This is a genomic window from Nonomuraea sp. NPDC049419 (assembly GCF_040676995.1).
Taxonomy (GTDB): Bacteria; Actinomycetota; Actinomycetes; order Streptosporangiales; family Streptosporangiaceae; genus Nonomuraea; species Nonomuraea salmonea.
This window is the reverse complement of record NZ_JBFAQB010000014.1, coordinates 143,688-157,888: the sequence shown is the minus strand read 5'-3', so window position 1 is coordinate 157,888 and position 14,201 is coordinate 143,688. Positions and strand designations below refer to the sequence as shown.

The following is a 14,201-nucleotide window of genomic DNA, read 5'->3' as shown; positions in this document are numbered from 1 at the left end:
GGACGTTTTGCCACCTTCGCGGCTCTTGCTGCTGTTTGTGCAGGGCTACAAGAGACACTGTCATTGTGGATCTGGTCAATCTCGATTGTGTAGTTGCAGGTTTCCAGCAATAATCGCTCTCATGATGGACGGCGAAGCAGATCGACGCTCGATGCTTCTGGCGTTCCGGGCAGCGAACATCTACTCGTTCTATGACGAGTTGGATTTTTCGCTGGAAGCGACGGCTCAAGCCGAGGAGGGCGTGCCGAGGGACGTCCACTGGCATCGCAAGGGTGGCCGGCCCCTTAAGGTTCTCCCCGCGGCGGGCGTGTTCGGCGCCAATGCCTCGGGCAAGACGAACCTGCTCAAGGCATTCCATGACCTGCGGGAACATGTGCTGTTCTCGTTTCGGTCCGCCGACCCGTCCGGTGGTGTTCACCGGCATAACTTCCGGCTCGATCCCGAGGCGGCCCAGCAGCCGACCCGATACGAGGTCGATCTCGTGCTCGACGGCGTGCGTCACGAGTACGGCGTCGTCCTGGACAGCCGGCGCGTTCTCCACGAATGGGCATACCGCTATCCGCACGGCCGCGCGGCGCTGCTCTTCGAGCGCAAAGACGGCGAACAGGTGGACATACCCGCAGGTAAACGGACGATCGGGCGGGCGATCGAGCGCATCGTCAGGCCGAACGCCCTGTTTCTGTCGGCCGCGGCTGCGGGCAGCCATCGTGATCTCCTTCCGCTCTACAACTGGTTCGGACGGAACCTGAAGCTGGCAGAGGCCTCCAGCAGGCAGGCCCGATGGGCGTTCACCGCGCAGCTCCTTCGCGAGGATTCGAGCAGGGAACAGGTCCTAGCTCTCCTCCGCGCAGCGGATCTCGGCATCGCCGACGTCAAGATCCGGCCGCCCGACCCCAAGGTGCTCGATCGAGTCCGCCGCGCCATGCTGATCCTGGCCGGGCACGAGGACGACGCCGAAGGATTCCCGGACATCGACCTCACCGAGCTGGGTTTAGTGCTCACCCACCGTGGCACGCGCGACGACGTCGACTTCAACGTGTCAGAGGAGTCGCTGGGCACCCTCGTGTGGCTGGGGATCGTCGGGCCCGTCTTCGAGGCTCTCCAATCGGGGACCGTGCTGCTGGTCGACGAGCTGGAGTCGAGTCTGCACCCCATCCTCACCGAGCGGATCATCGGTCTGTTCCAGGACCCCGAGGCCAACCCCAAGGGGGCGCAGCTCATCTTCAGCTCTCATGCCCCTTCGCTCCTGGGGAACGCGACGCGTCGGCGCTCTCTGGGGCGGGACCAGATCTGGTTCACCGAGAAGCTCGCGGACGGCCGAAGCCGCCTTTACCCCTTGTCGGACCTGTCACCACGCCAGGAGGAGGCCATCGGCAAGCGGTACCTTTCCGGCCGCTACGGTGCGACGCCCATCGTCAGCCACGAGGAGTTCGTCGAAGTCGCTCGCCTCATAACCGGCGGTCATGAATGACCCGTAAACCGCGCAGCCGTACGCAGAGGGCGCCGGCGGCCCTCAGCACCAGGCGAACGCTCTACGTGTTCACCGAGGGCACCAAGACCGAGGTGCTCTACCTGCAGCACTGGTATCGGCTCTTCAGGGACCGGGTCATCGTGACCATCGATGACTTCCACAGCGTTCCGCTCTCCCTCGTCCGTGCGGCCTCCGAGCGCAAGCGAGCAGACCAGCGCGAGGCGAAGAGAGGGCGCGGGCGTGCCTTCGATGAGTACTGGTGCATGTTCGACGTGGACGAGTTCCCGAACCTCCCGGAGGCGTTCCACATCGCCGCTCAGCACGACATCAACATCGCGGTCTCGAACCCTTGTGTCGAGCTGTGGTTCATGCTGCACTTCCAGAATCAGACGGCCGCCCTCGAACGCGGGTTAGCGCAGACGCTGGCCAAGAAGCACCTGGCCTGCGAGAAGGCGCTGACTCCTCGTGCGCTGGATCAACTGGTCGACCGCTACGAGGCCGCCCGCCGGCGTGCGCAGAAGCTGGACGGCAAGCATGAGGGCGACGGCTCTCCGCCGCGGTCCAATCCGAGTTCGGGCGTCTGGCAGCTGATCGAGCGTGTCCGAGGTCAGCGTGAATCCGACGGCTGATCCGTGGTGGCGAGGAGGGCGGCGGCGAGCCAGGTGAAGGGGAGTGGGGGGTCGGGTGGGGTGGCGTTGATGGTGGCCACCAGCGACAGGTATCTGCCGTGGGTCGAGTCGAAGGCCGGGTCCTCGTCCATGGGCTCGCGTTCGATCTCCTCGATCAGGCGGAACTTCGCGGCCAGGTCGGTCGTGAAGGTGGTGTCCGGTTGTCTGCCGGTCAGGTCGGCGGTTGCCGCTGCGAGGCGGGTGGCGGCGGCTTTCACCCTGGGGGCGTCCGGCGGGAGGCCCTCGCGGTGGGCGGCCAGCAGGTCCGCCATGATCTCTGTGCCCGTTATGTGGATGAACTCCTGTACGGGGGTGGTGGTCATCAGGCGGCCTGATGGGGTGTGGTAGGCGTCCTGTAGGTATGTGCGGACTGCTTGGCGGAAGTCTGGGTGTCCTACCAGGTCGCCCAGTTCGATCCAGGCTTCCAGCTGGGTGGCGGTGGGGTCGTCGGGCAAGTGGGGGCGGATGGCGCGGAGGCTGTCGACGAAGATGGGGGAGGCGTCCAGCCCTTCGCTGACTTCCGTCCAGAAGTCGTCGATCAGACGTTCGCGCTCCTCATCGGACATCGACACGAGCCGCTGCATGAGGGCGGCCTGCTCGATGGTGCCGCCCTGGCCGACCAGTGTGCGGAGCACCGCGCGGCGGGCGCGCAACGTGCGTTCCTGGCGTTCGACCAGCTCCAGGTGCAGGACGAACAGGTCGTGCAGGGTGGTCTCGCCGGCCAGGAGGCGGCGGATGTCGTCCAGGCCGGTGTCCAGGTCGCGCAGGGTGCGGACGAGGTCGAGGCGGGCGATGGCGCGCAGGTCGTACCGGCGGGTGCCGGACTCGGCCAGGCGGGTGGGGGCGACGATGCCGGCGTCGGCGTAGAAGCGGATCGCGCTGACGCTCAGGCCGGTGCGGCGGGCGGCGTCCCCGATCGAGTAGAGCTCGTCCATGCCGCCACTATGGGACCTCAACCTGCTTGAGGCGCAACCATCCGCCAGGCGTGGGGCTCGACGGTCCAGGTGCGGGCGGCGTGCGGGCCGGTCAGCTCGCCGTCGGCGTTGATGTGCAGGCCGGGGCCCGACACGTGGACGCGCGTCCCGCGTACGGTGACGACCTCCGGCCGGTCGGTGTGCCGGCCGAGCTTGAGCAGCACCCCGTACAGGAGCCGTTGCATCGGGCCGGTGGCGAACGAGACGACCACGTCCGCGAGCCCGTCGGAGGGGCGGGCGTCGGGGGTGAGGGGCGTGCCGCCGCCGATCGAGGTGCCGTTGCCGATGCCGGCCATGAGGACCCGGCGCCGGCCGTCCGCGACCACCCGGCCGTCCACCTCCACCTTGAGCGGCATCCCCTTGGTACGCGCGCCCGCCACCAGACTCCCCACCGCGTACGCGAAGCGGCGCAGCACCGGCTTGAGCGGCGTGGCGGTGCGGGCCGCCTCGACGCCCACGCCGATGTGCACGGCGTTGACCACGATGCCGCCTTCGTCGTCGCGCAGCAGGTCGAGCGGCACGGGTTCGCCCAGAGCGGCCACACGGGCCGCCTCCCTGGGGTCGAGCGGTATGCCGAGGCCGCGTGCCAGGTCGTTGCCGGTGCCGAGCGGGATCAGGCCGACGGTCCTGGTGGCCAGCTCGTCCCGTTCCGACAGGGTGGCGACCAGGGTGTGCAGCGTGCCGTCGCCGCCGAGCACGACCGGGTCCCGGTCCGGATGCTCGTCCAGCGCCTTGGCGAGCGCGCCGGGGTCGTCGAGACGGGCCTCCGCGGTGTCGGCGTGCTCGTGCAGCACGGTCATGATGTCCGCGACCACGTCGTCGCCGGCGCCGCCCGCCGCCGTGTTCACGATCGCCAGCAACCGGCGCATGGAGCCCTCCCTCGCCGCGCGTCCCCTACGGGGCCGACGCCTACCCCTACGGAAGTCGCCAAACCCGGAGGTGGTTCTCATGAAGTTCTCAGGCGAAGTTTGTAGCACTTTCGCCTGAGATTTATGACTATGGGGCGATGGAGCGTGTGCCGCAGGCAGACCGTGCGGCCACCGACGTCAACGGGGCGCAGGCGGATGAGGCAGCCCAGGAGGCCGGGGCCGGGAAACGTGTCCGGTGGATCGTCGCCGCGGGTGCGGCGCTGCTGGTCGTCGCGGTCCTGGCGTACGTGCTGGGCAGCGTCACGGGCGGAGCCGAGCAGGCCGCGCCGAGCCCCAGCCCGACACCGTCCCCCAGCGCCACCCTGACCGTGCCCGACGTCTTCGAACGCGTCGGCCCGTCGGTGGTGGTCGTCCAGGCGGGCACATCACTCGGTACGGGAGTGATCGCGGCCGACGACGGCACGATTCTGACCGCGCACCACGTCATCAAGGGCGCGAAAGAGGTCACACTCCGCTTCGCGGACGGCACCAAGGCCAAGGCGGCGGTCACGTCGGAGAACCCGAAGCGCGACGTCGCCACGCTCAAGCCCGCGAAGCTGCCCGAGATCCTCGTCCCCGCGACGCTCGGCGGCGGCGTGACCGTCGGCGCGCCCGTGATCGCGATCGGCAACCCGCTCGGCCTGACGTACAGCGTCTCGACCGGCGTCGTCTCCGGCCTGAACCGGACCGCCGACCGCACCTCCGACGACGGCGACCTGAACGGGCTCATCCAGTTCGACGCCTCCGTCAACCCGGGCAGCTCCGGCGGCCCGCTCCTCGACGCGCGCGGCCTGGTGATCGGCATCGTCGTCTCGATCGCCGACCCCGGAGGCGACGAGGCGTTCGCCGGGATCGCGTTCGCGGTGCCCATCGGCGCGGCACTCGGCGGCGACGACGGCGACGGCCCGCCCGGCGAAGGACTGCAGATATGACGCGAAGGGACCCCATGACCCCGATGGAGCCGGGCCGGACCCACCCGCTCGAACAGGTGCTGTTCGAAGTCAAACGGACGATCGTCGGACAGGACGTGCTGCTCGAGCGCATGGCCGTGGCACTGATCGCCGATGGCCACCTGCTGGTCGAGGGCGTGCCGGGACTGGCCAAGACCCTCGCCGTACGCTCGCTCGCCGCCGCCGTCGACGGCAGCTTCCAGCGCGTGCAGTTCACCCCCGACCTGGTGCCCGCCGACCTCATCGGCACCCGCGTCTACCACCAGCATTCCGGCGAGTTCAAGACCGAGCTCGGCCCCGTGTTCGCGAACCTGCTGCTGGCCGACGAGATCAACCGCGCCCCCGCCAAGGTGCAGAGCGCCCTGCTGGAGGTCATGCAGGAGCACCAGGTGACGATCGGGCGCGAGACGTTCCGGGTGCCTGAGCCGTTCCTGGTCATGGCGACGGAGAACCCGATCGAGTCGGAGGGCACGTACCCGTTGCCCGAGGCCCAGGTCGACCGGTTCATGATGAAGGTGATCGTCGACTACCCGGCCCAGGCCGAGGAACAGGCGATCGTCGCTCGGGCGCTGCGCCCGCCCGAGCCGCCGCAGCCCATGCTGACCACCGGCGACCTGATGGCGATGCGGGAACGCGCCCGGCAGGTGTACGTCGACCCGGCGATCGTCGACTACGCGGTCCGCGTGGTCACCGCCACCCGCTCCCCGGCGACGGCCGGGCTCGGCGAGCTGGAACGGTACGTCACCCACGGCGCCAGCCCCCGGGCCTCCATCGCGCTCGTCACCGGGGCCAGGGCACTGGCGTTCCTGCGCGGACGCGACTACGTCCTGCCGCACGACCTCGCCGAACTCGCCCTCGACGTGCTCCGCCACCGCCTCGTCCTGTCGTACGAGGCGCTCGCCGACGACATCGACCCCGACACGATCGTCACCAGAGTGCTCGGAGCCGTCCGCGCGCCCGACGTCGTCCTGCAGAACCGCTGACCCGCCATGGCAACCGCCCCAGAGAAACTCCTGCTCCGCCTGGAGTGGAAGGTCGTCCGCAGGCTCGACGGCCGGCTCCAGGGGGCACACCGCACCACGTACCGGGGCTCCGGGATCGACTTCACGGGGCTGCGGGCGTACATGGAGGGCGACGACGCCCGCCACATCGACTGGAACGTGACCGCGCGGCTGGACGAGCCGCACCTGCGGGTGTTCACCGAGGACCGCGAGCTGACCGTGTGGCTCGTGCTCGACCGGTCGGCCTCGATGGCGGCGGGCCGGCCCGGGCGGGCCAAGCACGACGTGCTCGCCGAGCTGGCGCTGGTCCTCACCCGGCTGTTCGGGCGGGGCGGGAACCGGGTGGGGGCGCTGTTGTACGACACGCGGATGCTGCGCGTCGTGCCACCCGGCACGTCCCGCAGACACGCCCTCCGCATCGCCGCCGAACTGGACCGCACCGCAGAACGCGCCTCCGGCGGACGTCGTGGCGGCGGCGCGACCACTGATCTGGCCGAGATGCTGGACGCGGCCGGACGGCTGGCCCGTCGGCGCGCCCTCATCCTCGTCCTGTCGGACTTCATCGGCGAAGGCGACTGGGAACGCTCACTCCAGCGCCTGGCCCGCCGCCACGAGGTGGTCGCCCTGCGCATCGTGGACACCGCCGACGACGTGCTCCCGGAGGCCGGCCTGATCGTGGTCGAGGACGCCGAGACCGGCGAGCAACTCGTCGTGGACTCCGCCGACCCCCTGCTCCGCGTCCGCTTCCGCGAGGCCGTGGCGACCCGCGACGCCGGCCTCACCGCGGGCATGCGCCGCGCGGGCGTCCCCGTCCACCGCGTGGAGACCGAACGCGACCTGGCCGAGACCCTCGTCGAGGTCGTCGCCAAAACCAGGGACCGGCGCTCATGACCGGCCCCGCGACTCCGGTGGAGGAGGTGTCATGACGCTGTCCTCGCCGTTGTCGCTGGTCGTCGGTCTGCTGGTGACGGTGGCGCTCGGCTGGGCGGTCGTCGTGTCGGGGCGCCGCCGCAAGGCAGCGCTCGCCGCCGCCGGGGTCGCCCTGGCCGGGGGCAGGCGTACGTCGTTCGGCGCCGGGCTGACGATCGCCGGCGTCGCGGTGCTCGCGATCGCCACCGCGGGGCCGACGGCCATGGTGCCGGTGCCGCGTACGGCGGGGACGGTCGTCCTCGCCATCGACGTCTCCAACAGCATGGGCGCCGACGACGTGGCCCCCACCAGGCTGGCGGCGGCGCAACGGGCGGCCCGCGCGTTCGTGGCGGCCCAGCCGGACAGCGTGGACATCGGAGTCGTCGCGTTCGAACGGGGCGCGCTCGCCACGGTCCGCCCCGACGCCGACCACGCCAAGGCGCTCAAGGCCATCGACCGGCTGAAGGTCGCCGGCGGCACCTCGCTGGGCGCGGCCATCACGGTCTCGCTGACGGCGATCAGCGGCAAGCAGGTGACGATCGACAAGGACGGGAACGTGCCGGACATCGGTTACTGGCCGTCGGCGACGATCGTGCTGTTCTCCGACGGCCAGAACCTGGGCCAGGGCCTCGACAAGGCCGCCGAGGTGGCGCAGACGGCCGGCGTCCAGGTGCACACGGTGGGCGTCGGCACCACGGCGGGCGCGACGGTCAAGGTGGACGGCTACAACCTGCAGACCTCGCTGGACGAGGAGACGCTGACCAAGATCGCGCAGACGACCGGCGGCGGCTACCACCCCGCCTCCGACGCCGCCCGGCTCGACGGCATCGCCGACACCATCGACCTGCGGCTCACCGTCTCCGACGAGCCGCTGCCCCTCGCCGGCGGGCTGATCTGGCTCGCCCTCGCGCTGCTCACCGCGGGAGCGGCGCTCACCGTGCTCCGCTCTGGACGGGTGATCTGAATGCTCCTGAACCGGACGTCCTGGCAGGTGGTCTGAGTGACGTTCTCGTGGCCGTGGGCCCTGCTGTTCGCGCTGGTCATCCCGCTCATCTTCGGCGTGCGCTGGTGGGCGCTGCGCCGCCGGCGGCGGGCCGCCGTACGGGTGACGTCGATCGCGCTGCTCCGTACCGCCGTGCCGGGGCGTACGCGGTGGATCAGGAAGATCCCGCCGGCCCTGTTCGTCGCGGGCCTGGCGCTGCTCGCGGTCGGGGCCGCGAGGCCGCAGGCGGAGGTGCCGGTGCCGCAGCGGTCGGCGACGATCCTGCTCGCCCTCGACACCTCGGGCTCCATGTGCTCGACGGACGTGGAGCCCAACCGCCTGACCGCCGCCAAGAAGGCCGCCGCCGAGTTCATCGAGTCGCAGCGCGGCGGGCCGCGCATCGGGCTGGTGACGTTCGCCGGCACCGCGGGTCTGCTCGTCCCGCCGACCGACGACACCGATGCGCTGATCAAGGCGATGGACGACCTCACCACCGCCCGCGGCACCGCCATCGGCCAGGCCATGCTCACCTCGATCGACGCGATCGCCGAGGTGGACCCGTCCGTCGCCCCCACCGGCGCGACCCCGCCCGCCGGCGACGCGGGCTACGCCGCCGCCGCGATCGTCGTGCTCACCGACGGCGCCAACACCCAGGGCGTCGACCCGCAGACCGCCGCCCAGGAGGCGGCCCTGCGGCACGTCCGCGTCTTCCCGATCGGCTTCGGCACCACCACGCCGTCGCCCATGGTGTGCGAGAACTCGCAGTTTGACGGCCGTGGCTTCGGCTCGTGGGGCGGCTGGGGCAGGGGCGGCTTCGACCGGGGACGCAACGTCCGCATGATCGACGAGCCCGCCCTCAAGCAGATCGCCGAGACGACCGGCGGCTCCTACCACCGCGCCGAGAACGCCGACGAGCTGGGGACCGCCCTCGACTCGCTGCCCGGCGCGTTCACCGTCGTCCGCGAGAAGGTGGACACCGCCGCCGGCTTCGCCGCGGGCGGCGCGCTGCTCATCGGCGCCGCCCTGGCCCTCTCCCTGTGGTGGAACCGCCCCAGGGAAAGTGCCAGGGCGGCCCGCTAGTCCCGCCGTCCCAGCAGCTTCTCGATGCTGCGGCGCTCGCGCTTCGTGGGACGGCCCGCGCCCCGCGCGCGTACGGCGACCGTCACGGCCTCCTCGCGCGGCGGCGGGGGAGGGCTCTTGTCGACGTAGCACTCGGCGGCCACCGCGGCGCCCACCCGCTTGCTGATGATCTTGGAGACGACGACGATCCGCTCGCGGCCGTCGTGCCGCAGCCGCACCTCGTCGCCGGGACGGATCGCGTGGGCCGGCTTGACGCGTACGCCGTTGACCCGCACATGACCGCCCCGGCAGGCGTCGGCCGCGACCGACCGGGTCTTGGTCAGCCGCACCGCCCAGATCCAGCTGTCGACCCGCGCGCTCGGCTGCTGTTCACCTGCCATTCCGTCACTTTACTGACATGGCCGCCCCGGTGAGCAGGTCGGCGGCCGCACGGACGTCGGCGTCCAGCGGCCGGTCCGGGTCGATCGGCGGGATCGCCTCGGCCAGCGCGTCGAGCAGCTCCGCGCAGGCCGGGGCGGTCGGCCGGCGCGCGCCGACGTGCGCGGCCTGCCGCAGTCCCACGGCCAGCGAGCCGCACAGCAGCCGCAGCAGGCCCGCCATGTCGTACGCCCGCAACGCCGCCTGCGTCCCGAAGGGCACCACGTCCTGGTTGTGCAGGTTCGTCGGCAGGCTCTGCATGCCGGCCGGCACCGCCGCGCGCCGCAGCTCGGCGACGAACGCCGTCGTCGCGAGCTGCACGCCCTGCATGCCGTGCTGCCGTCCGGGCCCGGCGGCCAGCATCGGCGGCAGCCCGCCGTTGCGCCCCGGATCGACGAGCAGGTCGAGCTGCCGTTCCGCGAGGTTGCCGAGCTGCGCGACGACCATGGCCAGCACGTCGGAGGCGAACGCGGCCGGCTGGCCGAAGAAGTTGCCGCCGTGCACCACGAGGTCGTCGTCGGGGAAGAACAGCGGGTTGTCGCTGACGCTCGACAGGTCGGCCGCGACGACGCCGTCCACGTACCGCAGCGCGTCCTCGGCCGCGCCGAGCAGCTGCGGCGAGCAGCGGATGCTGTACGGCTCCTGCAAGGCCCGCGTCCCCGAGGGGCGTGCCCCGGCCAGGGTCCTGCGCATGCCGTCGGCGACGTCCGCCGCGCCGCGATGCCCGTACGCGTCCAGAAGCCGCGGATCGAGGAACTGGGGGTCGCATCCGAGCAGGTCGGCCAGCAGGCACGTCAGCGTCTGGACGGCCCGGTGCGCGGCCCGCACGCTCTCCAGCGCCAGGGCGGTCGCGGCGGTGGTGAGCGAGGTGCCGTTGACCAGGGCGAGCGCGTCCCTGCCGTCCAGCGCCAGCGGGCTCAGCCCGGTCTCGCGCAGCGCGTCGGCGGCGGGCATGCGCCGGCCCTCCACGTACGCGTGCCCCCGGCCGCGCAGCGCCTGCGTGGCGTAGGCCAGCGGGATCAGGTCGCCGCTCGCGCCGACCGAGCCGTAGCGCGGGACCGCCGGGACGAACGTCGTCCCGAACATCGCCGCCAGCCCGTCCACCACGTGCGCCGACACCCCGGACAGGCCCTGGGCCAGCGACCACACGCGCACCAGCAGCGCCGCCCTGGCCACGTCGGGCGGCAGGTCGGGGCCCTGACCCGCGCCGAGGTGGGCGAGCGTGTTGTCGCACTGGTCGGCCTCGTCCTCCCGCCCGGCGAACCCGACCAGCGCCCCGAACCCGGTCGTCGCCCCGTAAACCGGGCGGTCCTCCTCCTTCAGCACCTCGCGCAGGTGGCCGCGGCCGCGCTCGACCCGGCCCCGTACGCTCGCGTCCACCACGACGGACACGGGACCCGCGGCGCGGCGGAGGTCGGCGGGACAGAGCGGGGCGGTGAGTTCGATGTCGCGCATGTCCCGGACGATAGGGCGGTGATTCTCAGAAACCTCTGAGAATTCGTCCTTAGCTTCCAGATCATGGCGCATGATTACGTGATCATCGGAGCCGGACCGGCCGGGCTACAGCTCGCCGCACAGCTGGAACGCCACGGTCATGACTATGTCGTCCTCGAACGCGGGCCCGGGCCCGGCACGTTCTTCACCCGGTTCCCGCGGCACCGCCAGCTCATCTCCATCAACAAGGTCCACACCGGATACGCCGACCCCGAGCAGCGGCTGCGGATGGACTGGAACTCGCTGCTCAGCGACGACCCCGACCTGCTGTTCACCCGCTACAGCGAGGAGTACTTCCCGCAGGCCGACGACTTCCTCCGCTACCTCGCCGACTTCGCGGCGAAGACCGGCGTGCGGGCACGTTACGGCGTCGACGTCGTCCGCATCGGGCGCGGCGACGACGGCTTCACCGTCACCGACGCCGCGGGACACACCTGGCAGGGCCGCCGCCTCATCATGGCCACGGGCGTCTCCCAGCTCAACGTGCCGCCCATCCCCGGCATCGAGACCGCCGAACGGTACGACACGTTCGACACCGACCCCGCGTCCTTCACCGGTCAGCGGGTGCTCATCATCGGCAAGGGCAACTCGGGCTTCGAGACCGCCGACGCGCTCATGGCCAAGGCCGCCGTCATCCACGTCGCCGGGCCGCACTCGGTCAGGATGGCCTGGCAGTCCCACTACGTCGGCCACCTGCGCGCGGTCAACAACAACTTCCTCGACACCTACCAGCTCAAATCCCAGAACTCCGTGCTCGACGGCACCGTGGAGAGCATCGAACGCCTCGACGACGGCCGCTACCGGGTCGTCTTCCGCTACGCGCGTACCGTGGAGGCGCTGCGCGAGCTGCACTACGACCGGGTGATCGCGTGCACCGGGTTCCGGTTCGACGCCTCGGTGTTCGACGACTCCTGCCGGCCCGCGCTGGTCATCGACGACCGCTTCCCCGAGCAGACCTCCGCGTACGAGTCCGTCAACGTCCCCGGCCTGTACTTCGCCGGCACGCTCACCCAGCAGCGCGACTTCAAGAAGGCGACCAGCGGCTTCATCCACGGCTTCCGGTACGGCGTGCGCGCCCTGCACCGCATCCTCACCAGCCGCTACCACGGCGGCGCCTGGCCCGCTCAGGAGCTGGAGCCCAGCCCGGACGCGATCAGCGACGCCATCATCGAGCGGGTCAACCGGTCGTCGGCGCTGTGGCAGCAGTTCGCCGTGCTCGGGGACGTCGTCACCGTCAACGGCTTCGGGCTGTACCAGGAGGAGGTGCCGGTGGCGTACGTCGCCGACGGCGGCCTCGGCCCGGCCAGGCACCGCTTCGTCGTCACCCTCGAATACGGCGCCGACCACGACACCGTGGACCCGTTCGACATCTCGATCCCGCGCGTCGCCGAGAACGACTACGAGAACGCCCACGACGCCAGCTACCTCCACCCGGTCGTGCGCTACTACCGCGACGGCGCGCTGACGGCCGTCCACCACCTGGCCGAGAACCTGGAGAACGAGTGGGACCTGCCGGTCGTGCACCGGCAGCCGCTGACCGCCTTCGCCAAGGAGTGCCTGGCCGATGCCGGCTGACCCGTACCCGGGCCCCGTCCTGGACCTGCTGGCCGCCGCCGGTGACCGTCCCGTCTTCGAACACGGGGACCGGGCGGTCACCGGCGCGCAACTGCTCAGCCTGGTCCGCCGCTGCGCGGCCGGACTGCGCGCGGCGGGCCTCGGGCCCGGGGACGGGCTGGCGCTGCGGCTCGGCGTCACGCCTGAGGCGTTCGCCGCGATCACGGCGTCGTACGCCGTGGGCGCCCGCGTCGTCGGGGTCCGGCCCGGCCTGCCCGCCGACCAGATCCACCACCTGCTGAGCCAGGACATCACCGCCGTCGTCACCGACGCGAGCCCGCCGCCACCCACACCGGCCCTGTCCACGCTGCCGCTTGGGGAGTTGCTGGACATTCCCGACGACGGCTCGCTGGTGCTGTCCGGCCGCCCTGACGACGTCGCCAGGCTCGTCCACACGAGCGGCAGCACCGGCAGGCCCAAAGCCTGCGCGCAGACGTACGCCGCCATGAACGCCGCCTGGAACGCCCGCCCCTCCGCCTGGCCGCCGGTGATCAGGGAGCTGGCCTCCCGCCTGCAGCGCTACCTCGTCTTCGGCACGCTGAGCAGCCAGGTCATGATGGAGTACGGCATCCTCACCCTGGCCGCCGGCGGCACCATGGTCGCCGCCGACCCGCCGTCACTGCCCGACGCGATCGCCAAGCACCGGGCCACGGCCAGCGTCATCACCGTCCCCCGCCTCTACAAGCTGGTGGCCGCCCAACGCACCACACCGTCCGACCTGAGCACCCTGCGCGCCCTCATGGTCTCAGGCTCCCCGATCCCGGCATCCAGACTGCGGGAGGCCCAGGAGGTGCTCGGCCCGGTCGTCTTCCACGGCTACGGCCAGACCGAGACCGGCATGATCTCCATGGCCACCCCGTACGACCCGCCTCCGTCCGTCGGCATCCCGCCCGACGCCGTCGACATCGAGATCAGGAACGTGTCCGGCGAGGACGGCGAACTGTACGTCCGCACCCCCTCCCAGGCGATCGGCTACTGGGGCGACCCGGAGGAGACGGCGGAGGTGTTCGTGGACGGCTGGATCCGCACCCGCGACCTCGGCCACTTCGACACCGACGGCCGCCTCCATTTGACGGGCCGCACAAGAGAGGTGGTGATCGTCAACGCCGAACTCCACTACATGGGCCCCATCGAACGCACCCTGGCCACCTCACCCGACGTGGCGGAGGCCTACGTGACAGCCGCCCCCGACGAGGAACAGGGCGAGGCCCCCCACGCCTTCATCGTCCCCGCCCCCGGCCGCACCCCCGACCTCGGGGCACTACGTGACCTGGTCCAGGACCGTCTGGGCCCCGCCTGCGTCCCCGTCACGATCACGTTGATCGACGAGGTCCCCACAGCCCCCAGCGGCAAGCCGGACAAACGCCTCCTGAAACCACCGAGTTAGCGCCCCGCGTCAAGCACCGGCTTCACATCGATGACCGGCGTCCCATCCACCGCCTCCAGATCCGACACCCGAACCCGCATCCCCTCAACCGCCATCACCCGCACCCGATGGCGGGCTCGAACTGGTCGTATCAGGAGATGGAGCCCGAGGGGCGAACACCTCGTGCGCACACGGCTCATGCGAACGGTAGCGATCGCCCGGCTCCGAGCCGGACGGCGAACCATCCCGACACCCCATGGCTTGGGCCATCATGGTCTGGCGTGGCCGCCGCCCATCGAAGTGCACGCCTCCTCACACATGACGCGCAGGTGAAGCAGCGAGGAGGCATGCGCTCTCACCCTCCGAA

The 14,201-nt window shown here is 71.2% G+C and carries 14 protein-coding genes; 9 read left to right on the top strand and 5 right to left on the bottom strand.

The features are described 5' to 3' along the window. Positions 1–121 precede the first annotated feature (121 nt). Entirely contained in the window at positions 122–1,471 is a 1,350-nt protein-coding gene (locus AB0K12_RS33030) for an ATP-binding protein (protein ID WP_364570031.1), read from the top strand. Positions 1,472–1,536: 65 nt separating this feature from the next. Further along, on the top strand, positions 1,537–2,100 hold the full coding sequence (locus AB0K12_RS33025) for an RloB family protein (protein WP_364570028.1): 564 nt from the start codon (positions 1,537–1,539) through the stop codon (positions 2,098–2,100). Here AB0K12_RS33025 and AB0K12_RS33020 read toward each other — a convergent pair. Both AB0K12_RS33020 and AB0K12_RS33015 read right to left on the bottom strand, forming a co-directional pair. Further along, positions 2,079–3,074, bottom strand: a complete 996-nt coding sequence (locus AB0K12_RS33020) for a MerR family transcriptional regulator (protein ID WP_364570025.1) — start codon at positions 3,072–3,074, stop codon at positions 2,079–2,081. The genes AB0K12_RS33025 and AB0K12_RS33020 overlap by 22 nt on opposite strands. Before the next feature lie 17 nt (positions 3,075–3,091). Further along, positions 3,092–3,982, bottom strand: coding sequence for a diacylglycerol kinase family protein (locus tag AB0K12_RS33015; RefSeq protein ID WP_364570022.1), 891 nt, complete (start codon positions 3,980–3,982; stop codon positions 3,092–3,094). Positions 3,983–4,119: 137 nt separating this feature from the next. On the opposite strand from AB0K12_RS33015, the gene AB0K12_RS33010 reads away from it, so the two are divergent. Genes AB0K12_RS33010 through AB0K12_RS32990 form a run of 5 tightly spaced genes read left to right on the top strand, consistent with a single transcriptional unit; the run spans position 4,120 to position 8,943 of the window. Beyond that, entirely contained in the window at positions 4,120–4,953 is an 834-nt protein-coding gene (locus AB0K12_RS33010) for a trypsin-like peptidase domain-containing protein (RefSeq protein ID WP_364570019.1), read from the top strand. After that, positions 4,950–5,954 (top strand): MoxR family ATPase, encoded by a 1,005-nt coding sequence (locus AB0K12_RS33005; protein ID WP_364570016.1) that lies wholly within the window; start codon positions 4,950–4,952, stop codon positions 5,952–5,954. Before AB0K12_RS33010 ends, AB0K12_RS33005 begins: the two co-directional genes overlap by 4 nt. Positions 5,955–5,960: 6 nt before the next feature. After that, complete coding sequence (locus AB0K12_RS33000) at positions 5,961–6,863, top strand: DUF58 domain-containing protein (RefSeq protein ID WP_364570013.1); 903 nt, start codon at positions 5,961–5,963, stop codon at positions 6,861–6,863. 31 nt (positions 6,864–6,894) lie between these two features. Next, a complete protein-coding gene (locus tag AB0K12_RS32995; RefSeq protein ID WP_364570010.1) occupies positions 6,895–7,845 on the top strand; it encodes a VWA domain-containing protein in 951 nt (316 codons plus the stop codon). Positions 7,846–7,881: 36 nt separating this feature from the next. Next, positions 7,882–8,943: a VWA domain-containing protein gene (locus AB0K12_RS32990; protein ID WP_364570007.1), complete on the top strand. Its 1,062-nt coding sequence runs from the start codon at positions 7,882–7,884 to the stop codon at positions 8,941–8,943. Here the strand turns inward: AB0K12_RS32990 and AB0K12_RS32985 are convergent. Both AB0K12_RS32985 and AB0K12_RS32980 read right to left on the bottom strand, forming a co-directional pair. Next, positions 8,940–9,323 (bottom strand): RNA-binding S4 domain-containing protein, encoded by a 384-nt coding sequence (locus tag AB0K12_RS32985; RefSeq protein WP_364570004.1) that lies wholly within the window; start codon positions 9,321–9,323, stop codon positions 8,940–8,942. The two genes, AB0K12_RS32990 and AB0K12_RS32985, sit on opposite strands and share 4 nt — an antisense overlap. A gap of 4 nt (positions 9,324–9,327) precedes the next feature. After that, on the bottom strand, positions 9,328–10,815 hold the full coding sequence (locus tag AB0K12_RS32980) for an aromatic amino acid ammonia-lyase (RefSeq protein ID WP_364570002.1): 1,488 nt from the start codon (positions 10,813–10,815) through the stop codon (positions 9,328–9,330). 63 nt (positions 10,816–10,878) lie between these two features. On the opposite strand from AB0K12_RS32980, the gene AB0K12_RS32975 reads away from it, so the two are divergent. Together AB0K12_RS32975 and AB0K12_RS32970 are read left to right on the top strand one after the other, a co-directional pair. Next, a complete protein-coding gene (locus tag AB0K12_RS32975) occupies positions 10,879–12,429 on the top strand; it encodes an NAD(P)-binding domain-containing protein (protein ID WP_364569999.1) in 1,551 nt (516 codons plus the stop codon). Then, positions 12,419–13,855: a fatty acid--CoA ligase family protein gene (locus AB0K12_RS32970; protein ID WP_364569996.1), complete on the top strand. Its 1,437-nt coding sequence runs from the start codon at positions 12,419–12,421 to the stop codon at positions 13,853–13,855. The genes AB0K12_RS32975 and AB0K12_RS32970 overlap by 11 nt, the downstream gene beginning before the upstream one ends. Here the strand turns inward: AB0K12_RS32970 and AB0K12_RS32965 are convergent. Beyond that, a complete protein-coding gene (locus AB0K12_RS32965) occupies positions 13,852–13,950 on the bottom strand; it encodes a hypothetical protein (protein WP_364569993.1) in 99 nt (32 codons plus the stop codon). The two genes, AB0K12_RS32970 and AB0K12_RS32965, sit on opposite strands and share 4 nt — an antisense overlap. Positions 13,951–14,201: the final 251 nt, after the last annotated feature.

What these genes read in the sequence shown, in the direction of transcription:
- AB0K12_RS33030 (WP_364570031.1), top strand. Translation starts at nt 122, where the DNA reads ATGATGGACGGCGAAGCAGATCGACGCTCGATGCTTCTGGCGTTCCGG.
- AB0K12_RS33020 (WP_364570025.1), bottom strand. Translation starts at nt 3,074, where the DNA reads ATGGACGAGCTCTACTCGATCGGGGACGCCGCCCGCCGCACCGGCCTG.
- AB0K12_RS33015 (WP_364570022.1), bottom strand. Translation starts at nt 3,982, where the DNA reads ATGCGCCGGTTGCTGGCGATCGTGAACACGGCGGCGGGCGGCGCCGGC.
- AB0K12_RS33010 (WP_364570019.1), top strand. Translation starts at nt 4,120, where the DNA reads ATGGAGCGTGTGCCGCAGGCAGACCGTGCGGCCACCGACGTCAACGGG.
- AB0K12_RS33005 (WP_364570016.1), top strand. Translation starts at nt 4,950, where the DNA reads ATGACGCGAAGGGACCCCATGACCCCGATGGAGCCGGGCCGGACCCAC.
- AB0K12_RS33000 (WP_364570013.1), top strand. Translation starts at nt 5,961, where the DNA reads ATGGCAACCGCCCCAGAGAAACTCCTGCTCCGCCTGGAGTGGAAGGTC.
- AB0K12_RS32995 (WP_364570010.1), top strand. Translation starts at nt 6,895, where the DNA reads ATGACGCTGTCCTCGCCGTTGTCGCTGGTCGTCGGTCTGCTGGTGACG.
- AB0K12_RS32985 (WP_364570004.1), bottom strand. Translation starts at nt 9,323, where the DNA reads ATGGCAGGTGAACAGCAGCCGAGCGCGCGGGTCGACAGCTGGATCTGG.
- AB0K12_RS32980 (WP_364570002.1), bottom strand. Translation starts at nt 10,815, where the DNA reads ATGCGCGACATCGAACTCACCGCCCCGCTCTGTCCCGCCGACCTCCGC.
- AB0K12_RS32975 (WP_364569999.1), top strand. Translation starts at nt 10,879, where the DNA reads ATGGCGCATGATTACGTGATCATCGGAGCCGGACCGGCCGGGCTACAG.
- AB0K12_RS32970 (WP_364569996.1), top strand. Translation starts at nt 12,419, where the DNA reads ATGCCGGCTGACCCGTACCCGGGCCCCGTCCTGGACCTGCTGGCCGCC.
- AB0K12_RS32965 (WP_364569993.1), bottom strand. Translation starts at nt 13,950, where the DNA reads ATGGCGGTTGAGGGGATGCGGGTTCGGGTGTCGGATCTGGAGGCGGTG.